Source organism: Pseudomonas delhiensis, assembly GCF_900187975.1.
GTDB classification, from domain to species: domain Bacteria; phylum Pseudomonadota; class Gammaproteobacteria; order Pseudomonadales; family Pseudomonadaceae; genus Pseudomonas; species Pseudomonas delhiensis.
The window spans coordinates 19,285-40,049 of the sequence record NZ_FZPC01000046.1 but is presented as its reverse complement, the minus strand read 5'-3'; the positions used below and the strand labels follow the sequence as shown (position 1 = coordinate 40,049).

General features: G+C 68.4%; 11 protein-coding genes. 3 read left to right on the top strand and 8 right to left on the bottom strand.

Annotation, left to right across the window (positions count from 1 at the left end; all coding sequences use genetic code 11):
- Positions 1-4,986: non-ribosomal peptide synthetase (locus CHC02_RS28170; protein WP_141137704.1), on the top strand; the 4,986-nt coding region annotated here is incomplete at its 5' end.
- Positions 4,987-5,054: 68 nt separating this feature from the next.
- Positions 5,055-6,008, top strand: coding sequence for an alpha/beta hydrolase (locus CHC02_RS28165; RefSeq protein ID WP_089394680.1), 954 nt, complete (start codon positions 5,055-5,057; stop codon positions 6,006-6,008).
- Between the two features lie 169 nt (positions 6,009-6,177).
- On the opposite strand, the gene CHC02_RS28160 is transcribed toward CHC02_RS28165, so the two are convergent.
- The 5 genes from CHC02_RS28160 to pvdM form a co-directional block, all read right to left on the bottom strand.
- A complete protein-coding gene (locus CHC02_RS28160) occupies positions 6,178-8,580 on the bottom strand; it encodes a TonB-dependent siderophore receptor (RefSeq protein WP_089394679.1) in 2,403 nt (800 codons plus the stop codon).
- Positions 8,581-8,682: 102 nt separating this feature from the next.
- On the bottom strand, positions 8,683-10,338 hold the full coding sequence (locus CHC02_RS28155) for a cyclic peptide export ABC transporter (RefSeq protein ID WP_089394678.1): 1,656 nt from the start codon (positions 10,336-10,338) through the stop codon (positions 8,683-8,685).
- 139 nt (positions 10,339-10,477) lie between these two features.
- Positions 10,478-11,332, bottom strand: coding sequence for a dihydropyoverdine dehydrogenase (gene pvdO / locus CHC02_RS28150; protein WP_089394677.1), 855 nt, complete (start codon positions 11,330-11,332; stop codon positions 10,478-10,480).
- Between the two features lie 28 nt (positions 11,333-11,360).
- A complete protein-coding gene (pvdN, locus tag CHC02_RS28145) occupies positions 11,361-12,641 on the bottom strand; it encodes a pyoverdine-tailoring periplasmic protein PvdN (protein ID WP_089394676.1) in 1,281 nt (426 codons plus the stop codon).
- A 19-nt stretch (positions 12,642-12,660) separates the two neighbouring features.
- Positions 12,661-14,007 carry a pyoverdine-tailoring dipeptidase-like protein PvdM gene (pvdM, locus tag CHC02_RS28140; protein WP_089394675.1) on the bottom strand — a complete coding sequence of 449 codons (1,347 nt, stop codon included), beginning with the start codon at positions 14,005-14,007 and terminating at the stop codon, positions 12,661-12,663.
- A gap of 172 nt (positions 14,008-14,179) precedes the next feature.
- On the opposite strand from pvdM, the gene pvdP reads away from it, so the two are divergent.
- Entirely contained in the window at positions 14,180-15,808 is a 1,629-nt protein-coding gene (gene pvdP, locus CHC02_RS28135; RefSeq protein ID WP_089394674.1) for a pyoverdine maturation tyrosinase PvdP, read from the top strand.
- A gap of 308 nt (positions 15,809-16,116) precedes the next feature.
- Here the strand turns inward: pvdP and CHC02_RS28130 are convergent, their stop codons facing one another.
- Genes CHC02_RS28130 through CHC02_RS28120 form a run of 3 tightly spaced genes read right to left on the bottom strand, consistent with a single transcriptional unit; the run spans position 16,117 to position 20,693 of the window.
- Positions 16,117-17,532: an efflux transporter outer membrane subunit gene (locus tag CHC02_RS28130; RefSeq protein ID WP_089394673.1), complete on the bottom strand. Its 1,416-nt coding sequence runs from the start codon at positions 17,530-17,532 to the stop codon at positions 16,117-16,119.
- 11 nt (positions 17,533-17,543) lie between these two features.
- Positions 17,544-19,523, bottom strand: coding sequence for a MacB family efflux pump subunit (locus tag CHC02_RS28125; protein ID WP_089394672.1), 1,980 nt, complete (start codon positions 19,521-19,523; stop codon positions 17,544-17,546).
- Positions 19,524-20,693: an efflux RND transporter periplasmic adaptor subunit gene (locus tag CHC02_RS28120; RefSeq protein ID WP_089394671.1), complete on the bottom strand. Its 1,170-nt coding sequence runs from the start codon at positions 20,691-20,693 to the stop codon at positions 19,524-19,526.
- Between the last annotated feature and the right edge of the window lie 72 nt (positions 20,694-20,765).

Below are 20,765 nucleotides of genomic sequence, written 5' to 3'. Positions count from 1 at the left end.
GACCTGAGCCGCAGCGTCGGCTGGTTCACCAGTCTGTTCCCGGTGCGCCTGACGCCGACCGCAGACCTCGGCGAGTCGCTGAAGGCGATCAAGGAACAACTGCGCGGCCTCCCGAACAAGGGCCTGGGCTACGGCCTACTGCGCTACCTGGCCGGCCCGGAGAACGCCGCCAGCCTGGCATCGCTGCCGCAGGCACGGATCACTTTCAACTACCTGGGCCGCTTCGATGGTCAATTCGACGAGGCGGCCCTGCTGGCGCCGGCGCGGGAAAGTGCCGGCCTGGAAATGGACGCCGGCGCGCCCCTGGGCAACTGGCTGAGTATCAATGGCCAGGTATACGACGGCGAGCTCAGCCTGGACTGGGCGTTCAGCGAGCGGATGTTCGACTTCGAGCCGATGCAGCAGTTGGCGGACGCCTATGCGGCTGAGCTGGCCGAGCTGGTGGGTTATTGCGCAGACCCGGCGCACCGTGGCGTGACTCCTTCGGACTTCCCCTTGGCAGGGCTGAGCCAGGCGCAGTTGGATACGCTGCCGGTGGCTGTGGAGGCGATCGAGGACATCTATCCATTGTCGCCCATGCAGCAGGGCATGCTGTTCCACAGCCTGTCCGACGAGGGGGACGGATTCTATGTGAACCAGGTCTGCATGTCCGTGGAGGGCCTGGACGTCGAGCGCTTCCAGGCCGCCTGGCAGGATGCGGTGAACCGTCACGACATATTGCGCACGACCTTTCACTGGCAAGGCCTGGGTGATCCGCTGCAGATCGTGCATCGTCGGGCACGGATGGATATTCGCTACCTCGACCGGCGTGCCGGGGACGCCTCGGAGCAGGGCCTCGTAGCCATCGGCCGCGAGGAACTGGAGCGTGGCTTCGACCTGGCGTGTCTTCCCCTGCAACGCCTGGTGCTGGTGCGAACCTCGGAAAGCAGCCATCACCTGATCTGGACCAGTCACCACATCCTGATGGACGGTTGGAGCAGTTCCAGGTTGTTCGGCGAGGTCATGCAGCACTACTCGCAAGGGCGTGTCGAAGGGGCGCAGGCGCGCTACCGGGACTTCGTTGCCTGGCTGCAGCGCCAGGACCGGGGCACGCTGGAGGGCTTCTGGCGCGAGCGCCTGGCGTCGCTGGACGAGCCCTGCTCGCTGAGCCAGGCGAGCTACCCGCGCCCCGAACCCGGCCAACAGGGGCACGAGGCGCTCTATACGCACTGGGGCCGCGAGCGTACCGGCCAGCTCCTGCAGTGCTGTCGGCAACAGGGCATCACCCCCAATACCCTGGTGCAGGCCGCCTGGTTGCTGCTGCTGCAGCGCTACACCGGCCAGCGCAGCGTAATCTTCGGCGCCACGGTCGCGGGCCGCCCCGAAAGCCTGCGCGGCGCCGACGACATGCTCGGCCTGTTCATCAACACCCTGCCGGTGATCCAGGAGATCGACCCCCAGGGCCGCCTGGACCAATGGCTGGCTCGGCTGCAGTCCTACAACCTGGACCTGCGCGAGCATGCCCACGCCCCGCTGGCCGACGTCCAGCGCTGGTCGGGGCAGAGTGGCCAGATGCTGTTCGACAGCATCATCGTGTTCGAGAACTACCCGATAGATGCACGCCTGCAGGCTGAGCAGAGCCATGAGGGGCCGCGCTTCGGCGCTTCCAGCAATCGCGATGTCACCAACTTCCCCATGGATCTGGCGGTACATCTGGGCGAAGAGCTGTCCATCGAATACCTGTTCCTGCGCAACCGTTTCAGCCGCGAGGCGGTGGAGGGTATCCGGCGTACGCTGGAGGCGACGCTGGAGGCGATGCTGCGCACGCCACGGGCGTGTCTGGGCAATCTCCAGCGCCTGGCCAAGGTCGATCATGACGCCATGAGCACCTGGGGGCGTGAGCCGGCGCCCAGGCACCGCCGGCTCTGTGTGTCGGCGCTGATCGCCGAGCGTGCGGCCCTGCAACCCGAGGCCACGGCCCTGGTCTGCTCCGGCGCCCGGCTATCCTATGCCGAGCTGGAACGGTGTGCCGAGCGTCTCGCACGGCGCCTGATCGCCCAGGGTGTCGGGCCGGAGACCAAGGTCGGAATCGCCCTGGAGCGCTCTCTGAGCATGCCGGTGGCCCTGCTGGCGGTGCTCAAGGCCGGGGGGGCCTATGTGCCGCTGGACCTGGACTATCCCGCAGAGCGCCTGGCTTTCATGGTGGAGGATTCGGGCATGCGCCTGCTGATCGGGCGTGCCGACGTCCGGGAGCGTCTGGCGCTACCTTCCGGCCTGCCCTTGCTGGACCCGGAGCAGGACGAGGATTCTCCGGCTCCGGTGGCCATCGCCACGGCGCCGGCCGAAAATAATCTCGCCTACCTGATCTACACCTCAGGCTCGACGGGGACGCCCAAGGGGGTGGCGGTGACCCGGGGCCCGTTGACGATGCACTGCCAGGCCATCATCGAGCTCTACGAGATGGTCCCCGGCACCCGCGAGCTCCATTTCATGTCCTTCGCCTTCGACGGCGCCCACGAACGCTGGCTGAGCCTGCTGGTGAGCGGCGGCACGCTGATCATGCGCGACGACGAACTGTGGACACCGGAGCGGACCTTCCAGGTGCTCGGTGAGCAGCGGGTGGACATTGCCTGTTTCCCGCCAGCTTATCTGAAGCAACTGGCTGAGTATGCCGAGGGCTCGCAGTTGCCCCCGCCGCCGGTGCGCATCTACTGCTTCGGTGGGGACGCCGTGGCCGAGAAGGCCCTGGAGCAGGTCGCCGAGGCCCTGCGCCCGCAATATTTCGTCAACGGCTACGGGCCGACCGAGACGGTGGTGACGCCCATGCTCTGGAAGGTGCCGAGGGGCGTTCCCTGCGAGGCTCCCTATGCGCCTATCGGGCGCGTGGTGGGGCAGCGCTCGCTGTGGGTCATGGACAACGACATGAACCTCCTGCCCATGGGGCTGGCCGGCGAGCTCTATATCGGTGGCCACGGCCTGGCTCGCGGCTACAATGCGCGCCCGGCGCTGACCGCGGAGCGTTTCGTACCGGACCCGAACGGTGAGCCGGGATCGCGCCTGTATCGTACCGGCGACCTGGTGCGGGTGCGCGCCGACGGCATCATGGACTACCTGGGGCGGGTTGATCACCAGGTCAAGGTGCGTGGCTTCCGTATCGAGCTGGGCGAGATCGAGGCCTGCCTGCGGCGCCAGACCGGCGTTGGCGAGGCGCTGGTAATCGCCCGCGAAAGCCCTTCGGGCAAGCAACTGATCGGCTACGTCGCCTGCAACGAGCCGTGTGCCGGCGAGCGCCTGCGTGCCGCCTTGCGGGAAAGCCTGCCGGAATACATGGTGCCGGCCCAGGTGGTTTGCCTGGAGCGGCTGCCGCTGACGCCCAATGGCAAGCTCGACCGCAAGGCCTTGCCGGAACCGGAAATCCAGGCCGGTGACTACGTGGCTCCGCGCAATGAGGAGGAGGCGCTGCTCGCCGAGGTCTGGGCTCAGGTACTACAGGTGGAGCGGGTCGGCATCCACGACAACTTCTTCGAACTGGGCGGCGACTCCATTCTCAGCCTGCAGGTGGTGTCGCGGCTGCGTAACCACCCACGTCTGCAGTTGGAGGTCAAACTGCGAGACCTGATGCGCTATCAGACCATCGCCGGGCTCTGCGAACGAAACGCGGTGAACCAGGCCGCCGCCACCGAGGCGGTGGGAAAGGTCGGCGAAGGCGCTTTCCCGCTATTGCCGATCCAGGAATGGTTTTTCGCCCAGCGCATGCCGGAGCCGGGGCATTTCAACCAGGCGCTGTTGCTACGTTCACGCCAGGCGCTGGATGTAGAGGCGCTGGAGCTGGCCCTGCGCGACATGTTGCGGCATCACGATTCGCTGCGCTTGCGTTTCGTCCAGCAGGGTTCGACCTGGCAACAGAGTTACGGACCGATGCCGCCTGAGGACCAGGCATTGCTCTGGCTGGAGCAGGCCGCCGACGAGGAGGCCCTGGAAGCACTGGCCAACCAGGCCCAGTGCAGCCTGGACCTGGAGCGTGGCCCGCTGCTGCGCGGCTTGTACGTGACCATGGCCGGTGGCGACGTACGGCTGCTGCTGGCGGTGCATCACCTGGCGATCGACGCGGTCTCCTGGCGGGTGCTGCTGGAGGACCTGCAGGCCGCCTACGAAGCCCGCTGCGCGCGACGCGAGGCGCAGCTGCCGGTGCGCAGCAGCAGCTATCGCGAGTGGGCCGAAGGCCTGGCGGCCAAGGCCGGCGAGTTGCGCGAGCAGGAGCTGGCCTATTGGCTGGCAGCTCTGGGTGGGCCGGGGTCGGAGTTCCCCTGCGACAACCCGCGCGGGCGCAATCAGGTCCGCCACCAGGCCTTCGTCGCCATGAAGCTATCGAAGGAACACACCGAATTGCTGCTCAAGCAGGCGCCACGGGCCTACCAGGCACAGATCAACGACCTGTTGCTGACCGCGCTGGGGCGCGTGCTCTGCCGCTGGAGCGGTAGCACCTCGGCACGGGTGCAGCTGGAAGGGCATGGCCGCGAGGAACTGTGCGAGTCGCTGGACCTGAGTCGGACCCTGGGCTGGTTCACCAGCCTGTACCCGGTGTGCCTGTCCCCGAACCTGGAAGACGACCTGGCCGGTGCGGTGACGGCGGTGCGCAGGCAGTTGGAGCAGGTCCCGAACAAGGGGGTGGGCTACGGCGTGCTGCGCTACATGGCCGGGGAGGCGACGGCATCGCTGCTCGGCGCCTTGCCCCAGGCGAGGGTCACCTTCAATTACCTTGGCCAGTTCGACCAGACCTTCGACGAGTCGGCGCTGCTGGTGCCGGCGAAGGAAAGCTCGGGCGAGGCCTACAGCCTGGAGGCCCCCTTAGGTAACTGGCTGGAAGTGGTGGGGCAGGTCTTCGACGCCCGACTGAGCTTCCGTTGCCTGTACAGCACCCGGCTCTACCGGCCGGCAACCATGGAGCGCTTCATGGGGGCGTTCCAGGCGGAACTGGAACACCTGGTGGAGCAGTTGCCCGCCTGACCAACCCTCACCAAAACCATTCACAGGAGAGGCTCGGCGGCACCTGCCGCCGAGCCGTGAACACAAGCATGTCACTACATCCCGAGATATCCGCCTTCCTTGACCTGGCCGAGGAGAGTGGCAATGACGACAACGTTTTCCACCTGACTACTCCGGAGCGGGCCCGCGATCTGTTTCAGCGCAGCACCGAACGGATGCATTGGGCGGCACCCAGGGCCCTGGATGTGCAGGAGCTGAGCGCCACCACGCGCAGCGGTGGCACGCTGCCGCTGCGTCTGTATCGACCGCAAGGGGAGGCAGGGCCGTACCCGGTGCTGGTGTATTTCCACGGTGGCGGCTTCGTGCTCGGCAGCCTGGACTCCCACGATGGCGTCTGCCGCGAGTTCGCCGCTCGCACTCCGTGCGCAGTGCTTGCGGTGGGATACCGGCTGGCGCCGGAGCATCCCTTCCCGGCGGCCATCGAGGATGGCGAGGATTCCCTGGCCTGGCTGGCCATCCAGGGCGAAGCTCTGGGCCTGGACTGCGGCCGCCTGGCTTTGGGCGGCGACAGCGCGGGGGCAACAGTAGCGACGGTATTGGCGATCCTGGCGGCCCGCGGGGGCTTCCCCGGCCTGCCGGCGCCACGCCTGCAACTGCTGTGCTACCCGGTCACCGATGCTTCACGGCGCACTGAGTCCATGGAGCTGTTCGCCGAGGGCTACCTGCTGGAAAGCGAGACGTTGGAGTGGTTCTACGGCCTCTACGCCCGGTCCGCCGAGGACCGTCTCGACTGGCGTTTCTCGCCCCTGCGCGCCGCCCCTGTACAGGGGGTGGCCCCGGCGCTTGTGGCCCTGGCCGGGTTCGATCCGTTGCTGGACGAGGGCAGGGCCTATGTCGACCATCTGCGGTGGCAGGGCGTTCCGGTGTCACTGCGCGAGTATTCGGCCTTCACCCACGACTTCCTGCGCATGCGCCTGGTCACCGCCGATATCGACGCCATCTACAGCGACCTGTGCGGGGCGCTGGCCCAGGCGCTGGCCTGACACCATCTTCGGAGGCGGTGCCCGCGACGTCCGCCTCCAATCTCTCAATACCCCTTGCGCCTTCCTCTTTCCGCCTGGCCACCCCATGCGTTTCGCCGGTCGAGGTGGTTCCGCCGGGAAATAAAAAAGCGCACCCGAGGTCATCGGGGGCGCTTTCTCGAATCAGACTTCAGTAGGAGTATTTCAGCGAGGTCATGAAGTTGCGCGGCGCGCCATAGACGCCGTAGGTGCTGGCACCGGCGAAGTACTCCTTGTCGAACACGTTGTTCAGGTTGATGGAGGCGGAGAGGTTCCTGGTGATATCGTAGCGCGCCATCAGGTTGACCAACGCGTAGCTACCCTGGGTATAGCTCTTCAGGTCGTAGCCGTACTTGCTCTGCCAGTTCACACCACCGCCCAGGGTCAGCTTGTCCAGCACGCCGGGCAGGCGGTAGGTGGTGAAGGTCTTCAGGCTGTGGCGCGGCACCTGAGTGATGATGCGGTTGCCGTCCTCGTCCTCGCTCACGCTGTAGGCGTAGCCGCCGGTGAACTGCCAGCCCTCGGCCAGTTCGCCGTTGAGCTCCAGTTCCACGCCCTTGGTGCTGGTACCTTGTTCCGAGACGTAGGCCACGCCGTCATACACGGCGAGGTTGTCCTGCTCGGTCTTGAACAGCGACAGGCTGGAGGTGAGGCGGCCATCGTTGAAGCTGGCCTTCACGCCGGCCTCGTAGCTGGTGCCTTCCTCCGGATCCAGGGGCTGGTTGTTGATGTCGCGCACCCAGGAACCCTGCGGGTTGAAGATCTTGGTGTAGCTGGCGTACAGCGACCAGGTCTCGTCCAGTTCCTGGACCAGGCCGGCGTAGGGGATGTACACCCCGGTCTCGCGGTCGCGGGTCTTGCTCTTGCTACCGTCGTTGGCGGTGTAGTCGCTGTTGCGCTTCCAGTCGATGACGCGGTTGCCGAGGATCAGGCTGGTGGAGTCGGTGAGGCGAAAGCGCCCGGTCAGGTAGGCCGCGTACTGGTTTTCCCGGGTATCGGTTTCGCCGTACTTGGGGAACTCCGGCTTGTTGGCGCTGCCGTCCCAGTCGTTGATGTTGGGAATGGTGCCGTCGTAGCCGCTGCCAGGCATCAGCCACCAGCCGTAGTCGGGGTTGTCCAGGTCGCGCAGTTCGGAGAGGGTGAGACCGCCGATCAGCTCATGCTCGCGGCCGAACAGGCTGAAGGGGCCGGTGACGTAGGCGTCCAGGTTGTCCTGCACGGGCTTGCCCTTCCAGTGCACCGGTTGCACGTAGGTGCCCGCGCCAGTGTCCTGGTCGGGGCTGCCGCCGATGTAGGTCACCACGCTGTCGTAGTTGTATTGGGTGTGGCTGTACTCGGCCTTGCCGCTCCAGCCAGAGTCGAACTGATGCTCCACCGAGGCGAATAGGCTGTTCAGCTCGTTGTCGTAATAGGACCAGTCCGGCGCGCTGTTGGCCGAGCGCTTGAAGTCGGTGCTCTGGCCGTTGCTGTAGAACAGCGGGAAGCCGTTGCGCAGCGGCGAGTTCACGTTGCTGGTCTGGTGGTTGAAGCCCAGGGTCAGCAGGGTGCTGTCGGAGAGGTCGAATTCGGTGATGCCATAGAGGACGGTGTCCTCCTGCTTGAAGCGATCCACCCAGGCCTGCTGGTTCTTGTAGTCGGCCACCAGGCGCCCGCGGATGCTGCCACCATCGTTCAGCGGGCCGGAGACGTCCACGCCGCTGCCGTAGCGGTCCCAACTGCCGGCTTCGGCGCTGAGGCTCAGGTGCGGGTCGAAGGTGGGGCGCTTGCGGATCAGGTTGATGGTCGCCGATGGCGTACCCATGCCGCTGATCAGGCCGGTGGCGCCGCGGACCACTTCGACGCGATCGTAGACTGCAGTACTCAGGCGGTAGTTGGCCAGGGACGAGGAGGTGGGTACCCCATCGATCTCATAGTTGCTGATGGCGAAGCCGCGCGACCAGAAGGAATCGGTGTCGGCACCCAGCCCCTCGCGGCTGACGGTGATGCCGGCGGTGGCCTCCAGTGCATCGGTCACGTTTTCCAGGCGCTGGTCGTCCAGGCGCTGGCGGGTGAGCACGGTGACCGATTGCGGCGTTTCCTGGGGCGACAGGTTCAGCCGCGTGGAACTGCTGGAGGAGTAGGTGGTGTAGAGGCCGGTGCCCTCAGTGGTGGAGCCCGGCGCTTTACCGGAAATGGTCACGGCACCCATTTCCAGCGGCGCCTCGCCGCTGCTGCCGAGGGTGACGGTACCATTCTCGATGCGGTAGGTGATGCCGCTGCCCTGCAGCAGGGTATCCAGGGCTTGCTCGGGCTCCACGGTGCCGGACACCGCGCGGGAGCGAATGCCCTTGACGATGTCCGGTGAATAGAGGATTTCCAGCCCGGTCTGCTGCCCCAGCTCGGCCAGGGCACTGGAAAGCGCCTGCGCTGGAATGTTCACCTTCACCGGTGCGGCCACGGCCCCCACGCCCGCGCCGAGCAGCGTCACGGCCAGCAGCGTCCGGGGAAGGACGTTGCGCAGGCTGTGCTGCCGGATCTGAGCCGCCAGTCGAGTGCGGCCAAGGTTTTTTTTCATCAGTCGATACTCCATTGATGATCGAATCGCATTGTTATGGATGGCAGTTCTTGTCGTTGGTCCTGAAGATGTGTCTGCGCTGCGAAACTCCCCCGTTGTGCCTCAGGCTAGCGCCTGTTCCCTGATCAGTTGCCCCTGCTCCATGCGTACCAACTGGTCGGCGACGTCGAAATAGCGGTCGTCGTGGGAGATGACGATGAGCGTCTTGCCCTGGCGCTTCAGGTCGGGCAGCAGCTCGGTGTAGAAGATACGGCGGAAGGTCGGGTCCTGGTCGGCGGCCCATTCGTCGAACACCAGGATCGGCCGCTGGTCCAGCCAGGCGTGCACCAGCGCCAGGCGCTTGCGCTGGCCGGTGGAGAGGTCGGTGGTGGTGAAGGCGCCGTCGGCCACCCCGACCTTGTGCCCGATCTCCAGGCGCTCCAGGTAGCGCGCGGCTTCGGCGGGGATGTCGCGCTGGCCGTCCATCAGTTCCTCGAACAGGAAGAAGTCGGCGAAGATGGTGGTGAACAGCTGCCGGTAGTCGTCGCGGCTGCTGGCCTCGACCACCTTGCCGTTGACCAGCACCTCGCCGCCGTGAGGCGCGTACAGGCCCAGCAACAGCTTGATCAGGGTGGTCTTGCCGCCGCCGTTCTCGCCGACGATGAAGAGCATCTCGCCGGCCTCGATCTTCAGGTTCAGCGGGCCCATGACGAAGGGCGGGTTGTCGCCCACCGCCGGGTAGGTGTAACGCACGTCGCGCAGTTCCAGGGTGCGCAATGGTTCGACGGTGGGGATGGGGAGCTCTTCGTTCAGTAACAGGTAGGGTTCGGGGTTGGAGAACTGCTCGTTCAGTTCGGCGATGCGGCGCAGGGCGATACGGTTGCGGCTGAGCAGGGGTAGCAGGCTGAGCACGCTTTCCAGAGGGCCCTTCATGAACAGCAGTGTCATCACGAAGCCGCTGAGCACGCTGCGGTCGCCATTCGCCCACCAGCCCTGCATGGCCAGGGCCACGGCTATCACGATGAAGAACAGCAGCGAGCCTATGGTGTTGGCGGTGAGGAAGATGTTCACCGAGCGCACCTGCAGGCGGCAGATGCGCTCCACCGTCTCGCGCAACTGCCGGCTGTACAGGCGCTGCCTACGCGGACGGTGTATACGCAGTTCCTTGGCGCCCTCGGCCATGCTGCGGAAATGCTTCTGCAGCAGGTCTTCCTGCTCGCGCGCCGCCTCGAAGCCACTGATGCCGTAGCCGCGGGCGATGTACTGGACGACGCTGCCGAGCACCACGGCGGCGGCGGTCACCAGGAACATGCTGGGTGAAAGCGTGGCCAGGTAGGCCAGGCAGCCCAGCGTGATGGTCAGCGAGATGACTAGCTGCGGCAGGCCGAAGGCCAGGTCGCTGACGGTGTCGATGTCATGGGTCAGCACCGGGATCAGGCGGTGGGTGCGGTAGCGCTCGAGCTGCTCGATGGGGGCACAGAGCACCCGGCCGCCTAGGCTTTCGCGCAGGTGCGCGATGATCTTCTGGCCGACGTAGTTGGTGCCGATGTTCGACAGGATCGCGCTGAGCAGGGCCAGGGCGCAGATGGCGGCGAAGGCGAGCATCATGCCCTGGGTCATGCCGCCTTCGGCGTTCAGCACACGGTTGATGGCGGTGAGCAGGGCTGTGATGCTGATGCCGCCGACCACACCCAGGAAAATGGACAGGGCGAGAACGGCCCAGAAGGGCTTGAGAATGCCCAGGAGCTCCCGGGTGGCGCTGCACTGTGTTGCGGACATGGGGTTACCTCAGCACGTCGGGGGCGACGCACGGATGCGAAGGTTGAAGTGGCGCCCACAGCGGTAACGAACGTGGGCGCAGGAAAATTAGCCATGGCATGCCGAGGGCGCTCTTCAGAACATGCCCTGGGCTCGCGGGCTAGAGCTCGCGGGCGACGCGGAAGCCTATCCAGTCGCCGCGGTCGCTCTTGTAGGCATTGTTGCGGTTGCCCGAGCGGGAGAAGATCGGCGCCTCGCCCCAGTCGTTGCCGCGGATCTGCACCAGCTTGCAGTCGCTGTCGATCCAGGCGCTGCCGTCGCTGGGGGCGCCGTCGTAGTTGTCGTGCCAGCAGTCGGCGACCCACTCGTAGACGTTGCCGTGCATGTCGTACACGCCGAAGGCGTTGGGCGGGAAGCTGCCCGCCGGCGAGGTGAAGTTGTAGCCATCCGCGGCGCCGTAGGTGTTGGCGTGCTTGGCGATGCTGTACTCCTTGCCCTCGTCGAAGGGGAACGGGAAGGGCCCGGCGCTGCCGGCGCGGGCGGCATATTCGCGTTCGGCTTCGCTGATCATCCGGTAATGCTGGCCGGTCTTCTTCGACAGCCAGGCGGCGTAGCGATTCACGTCCTCATAATCGACGCACACCGCCGGCTGGCGCGGGCCCTGCTTGTAGCGCGGCTTGCCGGCGATGCATTCGCGGCCGGGGCGGGTGTCGCCGTTGGCCAGGCGCACCCCGGTGGCCTTCAGGTAGGCGTCCAGTTCGGCGGCGGTGACCTGGTAGCGGCTGATGGCGAAGGGCCGGGCGAAGGTCACGGTGTGCAGCGGGCCTTCGTCCGGCTGGCGGCCGGCCTCGTCCTCCGGGGTGCCCATGGTGAAGCTGCCGGCGGGCAGCACCACCATCTCGGGGCAGTCCTTGCAATCCTTGAACACGGCGCCCGGCTTGTGAGCTTCGGTGGCGAAGGCGGCGGGGGCGGCCAGGAGCAGGGCGGCCAGGGCCAGGGGCGGTAATGCGTGCATGGCGGTTCTCGTGAAGTGGGAAGTCGGGTCAGGCGAGCTGCGGGGCGAGGATGTCCATCACCCGGTCGATCTGCGCCTCGTCGTTGAGCAGGCTGGGCGCCAGGCGCACCACCGGGCCGACGTCGCGGTCCACGGCGTCGCCGATCACCTTGTGCGCCATCAGGTGCCGGGCCACGGCATCGCAGTCGCGGCCGTCGACGCGGAAGAAGGTGAAGCCGGCGGAGAGTTCGGGGCTGGTCGGCGTGACCAGGCGCACCTTGGCATGCTCGGCCAGGCGCTGCTTGAGGTAGCCATTGAGCTGGTGGATGCGCGCCTCGACGTCGGCCTTGCCCAGCTGCAGGTGCAGCTCGAAGGCCGTGCCCAGGGCCAGGCGGTGCTCGAAGGCGTGGTAGCCGCCGGGGGTCATCAGGGTGCCGAAGCTGTCGGCGCGGGTGAAGGTGGGGATGCTCGGCACCAGGTGGTCCTGCAGCTGCTCCTCGCGGGCGATGATGATGCCGGTGCCGCGCGGGCCGAACAGCCACTTGTGGGTGCCGGCGATGAAGTAGTCGCAGCCGAAGTCGGCGAAGTTCGCGTCCTCCACGCCGAAGCCGTGCACGCCGTCGACCACGTAGATGATCCGCTCGGCGGCATCGCGGTTGCGGTTGGCCTCGGCCACCAGTTGGCCGATCTCGCGCACCGGCAGCTTCACACCGCTGCCCGACTGCACCCAGGTCATGCCCAGCACCCGCGTTTCGGGGCGGATGTTGCGGCGGATGCTGGCGAGTATCTCGTCGGCCGAGGCCAGGTGCGGGTCCTTGAACAGGGGAACCTTGCGCACCTGGGTGCCCATGCGCTGCTGGCGGTATTCCAGGGTGGTGTAGGTGGAATAGTGCTCGTGGACGGTGGTGAGGATTTCCTTGCCCGGCGCCACCAGCAGGCCGCCGTAGATGGCGGCGAGGCCGTCGGTGGTGCTGCCGGTGAGGGCCACCTGCGCCGGCTTGACGCCGAAGTAGCGGCCGGCCCAGGCGCGCGTCTCGTCCTCGTATTTCCAGACCTCCTCGCGGTCCCAGTCCACCGCCTCGCCGGGGTTGGCGTTGAAGCGCGCGCGCAGCGCGTCTATGGCCTGCTGCACCGGGCGCGGGTGCGAGGCCAGCAGGAAGCTGGCGAAGTGCAGGTAGTCCGGGGCGAGGTCGAATTGCCGGCGCAGGGCCTGCCACTTGTCGTTGCCGGCCGTTTCGGTAGCAGCCAGGGCCAGGTCGGAAGCCTGCAGCAGGGGCAGGCTGGCGGCGAGCAGCCCGGCCTGCTTGAGGAAGGTACGGCGGTCGTTCATGGAATGTCCTTGGCGTGGGTCAGCGGCTGGCGACGGGCGGCTTGGCGCGTTTCTGCACCTCGCCCCATGCGCGCAGGAAGTTGCCGCCCCAGAGTTTGGCGATGTCGGCGTCGGAGTAGCCGCGGGTGATCAGCTCGGCGGTGACGTTGCGGATCTCGCTCTCGTCCTTCCAGCCGTCCAGGCCGCCGCCGTCGTTGAAGTCGGAGCTGATGCCGACGTGGTCGATGCCGACCTTCTTCACCGTGTAGTCGATGGCGTTGACGAAGTCCGCCAGGCCGGCCTTGGGCTCCTCGTCGAGGATGCCGTAGAGGCTGCTGGCGTACTCGCCGAACTTCTTCTCCGGCCAGATGGCGATCACCGGGTCGCCGGGCATCAGGGCGTAGTCCAGGCCGGCCAGCGGCGGCAGGTCGAAGCGCGCGCGCAGGGCGTCGAGCTTCTCCAGGGTGGGCTTGCTCAGCGGGCGCAGGTAGGCCGGGAAACCGACCACCTGGATGACCCCGCCGCTGTCCTTGATCAGCTGCATCTCGTGGTCGCTGAGGTTGCGGCGGATGTCCACCAGGGCGCGCGGCGCCGAGTGCGAGGCGACGATGGGCGCGCGGCTGAGGGCGGCGACCTGCTCCAGGGCCCTGGTCGACATCTGCGAGACGTCGATGACCACCCCCAGGTCGTTGAGCCGCTGCACCGCCTGCTTGCCCAGGGGCGAGAGGCCGCCCAGGGCGTCGGCCGAATCGTTGAAGAAGGGCAGCGGGCGGGAGGAGTCGGACCAGCTGTTGTTGCCCACGTAGTTGAAGCCGAACATGCGCACGCCGCGGGCCGCCCACAGGTCCAGCTGGGACAGGTCGTCGCCCAGCGGGTAGGCGTTGAGCATGCTCATGACGATGGCGAACTTGCCTTCCATGGCCAGGCGGCGGAAGTCCTCCGGCGTGTAGGCGATGCCCACCCGCTCGGGGAAGTCGCGGACCATGCCGGTGAGAATCTTGTAGCGGATCTCCTGCTGGTGCCGCGCCTCGTCGACGAAGCCCGGCGTCGGCTTGTGCGGGGCGTCGGGGCCGCTCCACATCTCCGGCCAGCCGAAGATCGCCAGGGCCGCGCCGGACAGGCGGCCGCGCGCGGCCTTGACCAGGTCCAGCTGCGAGGGGCCGTCGCGGTCGGCCTCGTGGCCCTCGGTGCCGAAGTCCAGGGGCACGGTCACGCGGCTGTCGAAGGACAGGATGCGCTCGTGCAGCGCCTCGGCGTGGGCCATCACCTCGCGTGGGTAGGGTTGGGCGCGGGCCAGCAGCAGCCAGGCCGCGGCGCCCGCCACGAGGACCAGTGCGAGCAGGGGCAGGGTGAGCCAGAGGATCTTTTTCGTGCGGGTGCTAGTCATTGCCGTCCCAGTCAGCGTCGGAGTCGGATGGCGGCCCGGGGCAGGGCATCGCCTGTGGGGGAGGACGAGGCGTGCGGGCGGAAATTTAGCGCGGCCACGACGCTAAATTTGCCGCGGGGCCGACCGTTCTAGCCTCGGTACAGCCTGCTTGGCGACGGACACAGGACGGACGATGACGGTTTCTCGACGCGGTTTCATGGCGGCCCTGGCAGTGACGGGGGCGGCGGCGTTGCCGACGGCGACCTACTTCGGCTATCGCGAACTGCAGCGCCGCGAGCTGGACGCGCGGGAGCCGGAGACGCCGGGCGAGGCCAGCCTGGAAACCACCGCCGGCGCCGAGCTGCGCCTGGCCGACCGCCTGCGCGGCATCTGGGACCTGCGCCTGCTCGACGCCGGGCTCGGGCTGCCGGGCCTGCCCGCCGAAGGCCTGCAATTGATCCTCGACTGCGGCCCCCGCGGGCGCGGGCTGATCGGCTGGCTGGACACCCCCGAGCGCCTGCGCGGCACGGAACCGCCGCGCTACCGGGTGCTGGGCGACCTGGTCGGCGCCAGCTCGGCGAACATTCGCTGGCGCCTGTTGGGCGAGGGCGCCACGCCCAGCCATGAATGCAGCGCCGTGTTCGACGAGGTATGGGACAACTTCGCCAACGCCGGCGACGGCACCCTCAGCGGCCGCCTCCAGCGCCTGGACCGCGACCTGGCCCTGCCGCAGCAGGACTGTCGCTTCGTCGCCCGCAAGCGTCCCTTTCCCCTGGCCCGCGAGCGACTGCCGCTCAACGAGGCGCTGCTGACCTGGCTGGTGTCGCCGCAGCACCGCCTGTTCCACCAGCTCTGGCACGCCTCGCGGGACAAGTGGCACCACCTCGACGAGGCCCAGCGCAACGCCCTGCGCGGCGTGGGCTGGCAGCCCGGGCCCCTGGACGCCGAGCGCGACGCCCGCGGCCGGCACAAGGACCGCAACGCCTCCGGCGTCGACTTCCTGTTCATGCACCGCCGCATGCTGGCCAAGGCCCGCTCGCTGCAGGACCTGCCGTCCTGGACGCGCCTGCCGCCGCCGGCCGTGCCGCTGGAATACGACCGCGCCGGCTTCATCCGCTACTTCGAGAACGCCGACGGCTGCTCGGTGCCGCCGGCCTGGGTGGCGCCCGACGATGACGAATACAGCCAGTGGCTGCACGGCCTGAAGAGCGCCGACGCCTACCACGGCAACTTCCAGGTCTGGGAATCGCAGTACCAGGACCCGGCCTACCTGGCGAAGCTGACCCTGGGCCAGTTCGGCTCGGAGCTGGAGCTGGGCATGCACGACTGGCTGCACATGCGCTGGGCCAGCGTGACGCGCGACCCGTCCAACGGCGCGCCGCTGATGACCGACCGCAACTACGCCGACTTCGCGCCGCGCTGGTTCCTGCGCGAGAACGATTTCCTCGGCGACCCCTTCTCGTCCCACGTGAACCCGGTGTTCTGGTGCTTCCACGGCTGGATCGACGACCGCATCGAAGACTGGTTCCGCGCCCACGAGCGCTTCCACCCCGGCGAGGTGCGCCGCGCCGAGGTCCAGGGCACCCGCTGGTTCGCCCGCGGCCGCTGGGTGGAGATCGACGACCCCTGGCTGGGCCCGTCCACCCACGGCTGCGGTCTCTCCGACCTGCAGGCGAGCAGCAGCGACGTGGCCCTGGACGTGGAGACCATGAAGCTGGCGCTGCGCGTCATCCTCACCGAGGACGACGAGCGCAAGGGCTGGCTAGAACGCGCACCGCGGCGGCCGTGGTATGCGCGCCATCTCAAGCTGGCGCAGCGCTGAGCGGGGCGTCCGGCGTGGCCGGTGAATCCAAATCGCGGACAGAGTCCGCTTCTACGGGGCTGCAAGAGAAACACCCGTAGGATGGTGTTGAGCGAAGCGAAACCCATCACCGCCACTGCATGGGTTTCGCTCAACCCATCCTACGCCGCCCCCTTGCAACCCGTAGGGCGCATAACGCCTACGGCGTTATCCGCCATCGTCGTCGGGCATCGGTGTTCGGGCTAACGGCGGATAACCGCGAACGGTTATTCGCCCTACGGTCGAGCATGGTCGTAGGAGCGGACTCTGTCCGCGATTCGAAGGCCGGATCAGGGGGCGTTGCGCGCCAGGGGCGCGGCGGCGTCCCAGCCGCCCCCCAGGGCCTTGAACAACCCCACCGCCGCCTGCAGGCGGGCCAGGCGCAACTGCACCGCGGCGTCCTGCGCCTGGTAGAGGGTGCGTTGGGTATCCAGCACCGTGAGCAGGGTTTCCGCGCCGGCCTGGTAGCGGCTGTCGGAAAGCTCGAAGGCGCGCTGCGCCTGTTCCAGTTCCTGCTGCTGCCAGTGCAGCTGGCGGTCGATGCCGTCGATGCCGTTGAGCGAGCGCTCGGTGTCGGCGAAGGCGCCGAGGATGGCCTTGCGGTAGTTCTCCAGCAGCTCGCGCTGCAGCGCCAGGCGGCGGTCGCGCTCGGCGCCCAGGCGGCCGTGGTTGAAGATGGGCGCGAGCAGGTTGGCGCCCAGGTCGTAGTAGGAGGTGCGCAGCAGGTCGGAGGCGTGGTTGGCGCCGGAGGACAGGTTGGCCGTCAGCGTCAGGCTGGGCAGCATGGCGGCGCGCGCCACCTGCACGTCGGCCTGGGCCGCCGCCAGCTGCGCCTCGGCGCGGGCGATGTCCGGGCGGCGGGTGAGCAGCTCGCTGGGCAGCCCGGCGCCGATCTGTGGCCAGAGCACGCTGTCGAACGGCTGGCCACCCAGTTTCAGGGCCGGCAGCGGTTCGCCGAGTAGGGTGGCCAGGGTGACCTGGGCATCACGTTCCTGCTGCTGCAGCAGTGGCAGCTGGCGCTGCTGGGCGGCGACCAGGCCGCTCTGCTGGGCGACTTCCAGTTCGGTGGCGGAGCCGGCCTCGCGGCGGCTGCGCACCAGGCGCAGGACCTGCTCGGCGTTCTCCAGGTTGAGCCGGGCGATGCGCTGCTGCTCGCGCAGCGCCAGCACCTGCAGGTAGGCGTCGGCGACCCCCGCCACCAGCGTCAGCTCCACGGTGGCGCGGTCGTACTCGCTGGCCTTGAGGCTTTGCAGCGCGCTGCGGTAGGCGGCGCGGCGGCCGCCCCAGAAGTCCACCTCGTAGCTGGCGCTGAGGCTGGCGGTGAAGGTGTCCACCGCCTCGTCGTCCTCGCTGGCGTCGATGCCGCTGTAGCCGGCGCCGTGCAGCAGCTTCTCGCGCCCGGCGCCCAGTTGCGCGTTGACCTCCGGCAGCAGCGGCGCGCCGGCGATCACCGCGCTGGCGCGGGCCTGGTCGACGCGGGCGATGGCCGCGGCCAGGTCCTGGCTGTTGGCCAGGGCGCGGGCGACCAGGCCGTCCAGCTCGCGGGCGCCGAAGCGCGTCCACCAGCGCTGCAGCTCGCCACGGCGGGTATCGCCAGCGCCATATTGCCAGGCGGGTGGGGTGGTTATGCCGCTGTCGAGGGATTGCGGGGCGCCGGCGCAGGCGCCCAGCAGCAGGCAGGCGGGCAGTAGGCTCAGGGCTTTCATCGGGAAATCCGTCATTGGCTGGCCAGGGCGGCCACCGGGTCGAGGCGGGCGGCCTTGCGCGCCGGCATGAAGCCGAACACCAGGCCGGTGCCCAGGGCGCAGGCGAAGGCGCCGAGGATGGCCGCCGGGGAGAAGGCCACCGCCACCTTGGCCAGCAGCAGCGCGCCGCCGATGCCCAGGGCGATGCCGACGCCGGCCAGGCCGCCGACCACCGAGAGCAGCGTGGCCTCGGTGAGGAACTGGCGCAGGATGTCGCTCTGCCGCGCGCCGGTGGCCATGCGGATGCCGATCTCGCGGGTACGTTCGCGCACGGTCATCAGCATCACGTTCATCACCCCGATGCCGCCCACCAGCAGGGAGATGGCGGCGATGGAGCCGAGCATCAGCGACAGGGTGTTCTGGGTGTGCGCCTCGGCCTGGATCAGCGCGGCGTTGTTGGTCAGCTCGTAGTCGCGCTGGCCACGGTGCAGGCGTTGCATCAGGCGGTCGATGGCCTTTTCCGTCTCGTGCACGCGGCGCGCGTCGGCGGCGGCGATGATCACGTATTCCGGGTTGCGCGTGCCGAACAGGCGGATGCTGGCAGCGGAGTAGGGCACGGCGATGCGGTTGTCGGCGTCCTGGTCGCCGGAGCTGGAGCCCTTGGCCTGCAGTACGCCCACCACCTGGAAGGGCACGTTCTCGATGAGGATGTAGCGGCCGATCGGGCTGGCGGCGCCGAACAGCTTCTCGCGCACCTTGGCGCCGATCACCGCGACCGTGGCGGCGTTGGCCTCGTCGCGCTCGGTGAAGTAGCTGCCTTCGCTCACCGGCCAGTTGAGGATCGCCGGGAAGTCGGTGTTGTTGCCGCCGACGTAGGCGTGGTAGTCGAGGCTGCCGTGGCGCACCACCAGCTCGCCGCCGTTCACCGGCATGACCTTCTTCACCTGGGGCAGGGTGGCGATGGCCGCGACGTCGTCCAGGGTGACGACGCCCATGGGCGTGCGCGGGTTCGGCGAGTAGCCGCTGAGGTAGATGATGTTGGAGCCGAAGGCGCCCATCTGCGCCATCACCTGGCGCTTGCTGCCTTCGCCCACGGCGAGCATCACCACCACCGAGGCCACGCCGATGACGATGCCCAGCAGGGTGAGGGCGGTGCGGAAGCGGTTCAGCCACATCACCCGCCAGGCCGCGCGGATCGCCTCCAGCAGCTCGGCGCGCCAGGCCCCGGCGGGTTCGGCGCTGCCCTGCAGCAGGCGCTCGCGCAGTTCCTTGGCGCGCAGGCCGGGGGTGGCCGGGTGCGCTGGCGCGCCATTGGCGCTGTCGCTGACGATCTCGCCGTCGAGCACCTCGATGACGCGCTTGGCGCGGGCGGCGACGTCGCGGTCGTGGGTGATCAGGATGACCACGTGGCCCAGGGCGGCCAGTTCGTCGAGCAGCGCCATGACCTCGGCGCCGCTGTGGCTGTCTAGGGCGCCGGTGGGTTCGTCGGCGAGAATGATGTGGCCGCCGTTCATCAATGCGCGGGCGATGGACACCCGCTGCTGCTGGCCACCGGAAAGCTGCTGCGGGCGGTTGCCGGTGCGTTCGCCCAGGCCCAGGCGCTCCAGCAGCTGGCGCGCGCGGCCGTGGCGCTGCAGGGCCGGGGTGCCGGCGTAGATGGCCGGCATCTCGACGTTCTCCTGGGCCGAGGCCGAGGGGATCAGGTGGTAGCCCTGGAACACGAAGCCGAAGGCCTCGCGGCGCAGCCAGGCCTGCTCGTCGCTGTCCAGCTCGGCGACGTCGCGCCCGGCGAACAGGTAGCGGCCGCTGCTGGGGCGGTCGAGGCAGCCGAGGATGTTCATCAGCGTCGACTTGCCGGAGCCGGAGGCGCCGACGATGGCGACGAACTCGCCGGGGTGGATGCTCAGGGAGATGCCGCGCAGCACCTCGACCTCGGGGCTGCCGTCGCCGCCGTAGCGCTTGCGTACGTCGCGCAGTTCGATCAGCGGGACGTCCTGGAGGGTTTCGCTCATTCAGCCCTCGCCATTGTCCGGGGCGGCCATCAGCAGGCGTTCGCCTTCCTTGAGGCCGGACAGCACCTGGACGTGCAGGCGGTCGCTGATGCCGGTCTCGACCTTGCGGCTCTCCGGCTTGCCGTTGCGCCCCACCACCCAGACGTGGCGGCCGCCGTTGCCGTCCTCGTGCAGCGCGGCCACGGGGGCGGTGAGGGTGCCCTGGGCGGTGGCGGCGACGAAGAACACCTGGGCGGTCATCTCCGCCATCAGCTGGTGGTCGCTGTTGTCCACGTCCACCAGCACCGTGTACAGCACCACCCGGCCGCTGCCGCTGGAACCGCTGGCGGAGCCGCTGCTGGTGCTTTCCTGGTTGTTCGGGTCCAGCGGCTTGGGCGGCACCGGGAGGATCTGCCGCACCGTGCCGCTCCAGCGCCGCTGTTCGCCGGCGAGGGTGGTGAAGTAGGCCGGCATGCCCGGCTTGACGCGGCCGATGTCGGCCTCGGAAACCTGGGCCCAGACGGTCATCGGCGACAGCTTGGCGATGCGCAGGATCAGCGGCGTCTGCTGCTGGGCGTTGAGCGTCTGGCCCTCGCGGGCGTCCACCGCCACCACGGTGCCGGACATGGGCGCGTAGATGCGCGTGTAGCCCAGCTCGGCCTCGTCGCTGCGCAGGGTGGCCCTGGCCTGGTGGATCTGCGCCTGGTACATGTCTATGCGCGCCTGGGTCGCCTGCACCTGCGCGTAGGCGGTCTGCACGTCTTCCTCGCGGGTGGCGCTGGCGGCGGCCAGGCGCTGCTGGCGCTGGTACTGCTGGCGCGCCAGCAGGTGCTGGGCGCGCTGCTCGGCCAGCTGCGCCTTGAGCACTTCGATGGAGTAGCGGCCGGCGTCGACCCGCGCCTGCTGGGTGGAGGGGTCTATCTCCACCAGCAACTGGCCTTCCCTGACCTCGTCGCCGGGCTCCACGTGCAGCTTGAGAATCTGCCCCGAGGCCTGGGCGCCGACGTCCACGTAGCGCCGCGGCTGCAGGGTGCCCAGCGCGGTGACGCTGCTTTCGATGTCGCCGCGGGCGACGGGGGCGGTGACCAGGCCGTCGGTGCCAGGGAGGAACTGCCAGGCGGCGATGGCGAGCAGGGAGGTGAGGAAGGCTGCGACCAGCAGCGCGCGACCAGTACGGCGGGGGCGTTTCATTCAGGGTTCCGGCCAGGGCTTGGGAGGCCTGCCGCCGCGGGGTCGCGGCCAGGCATGCACTTTCGGGAAGAC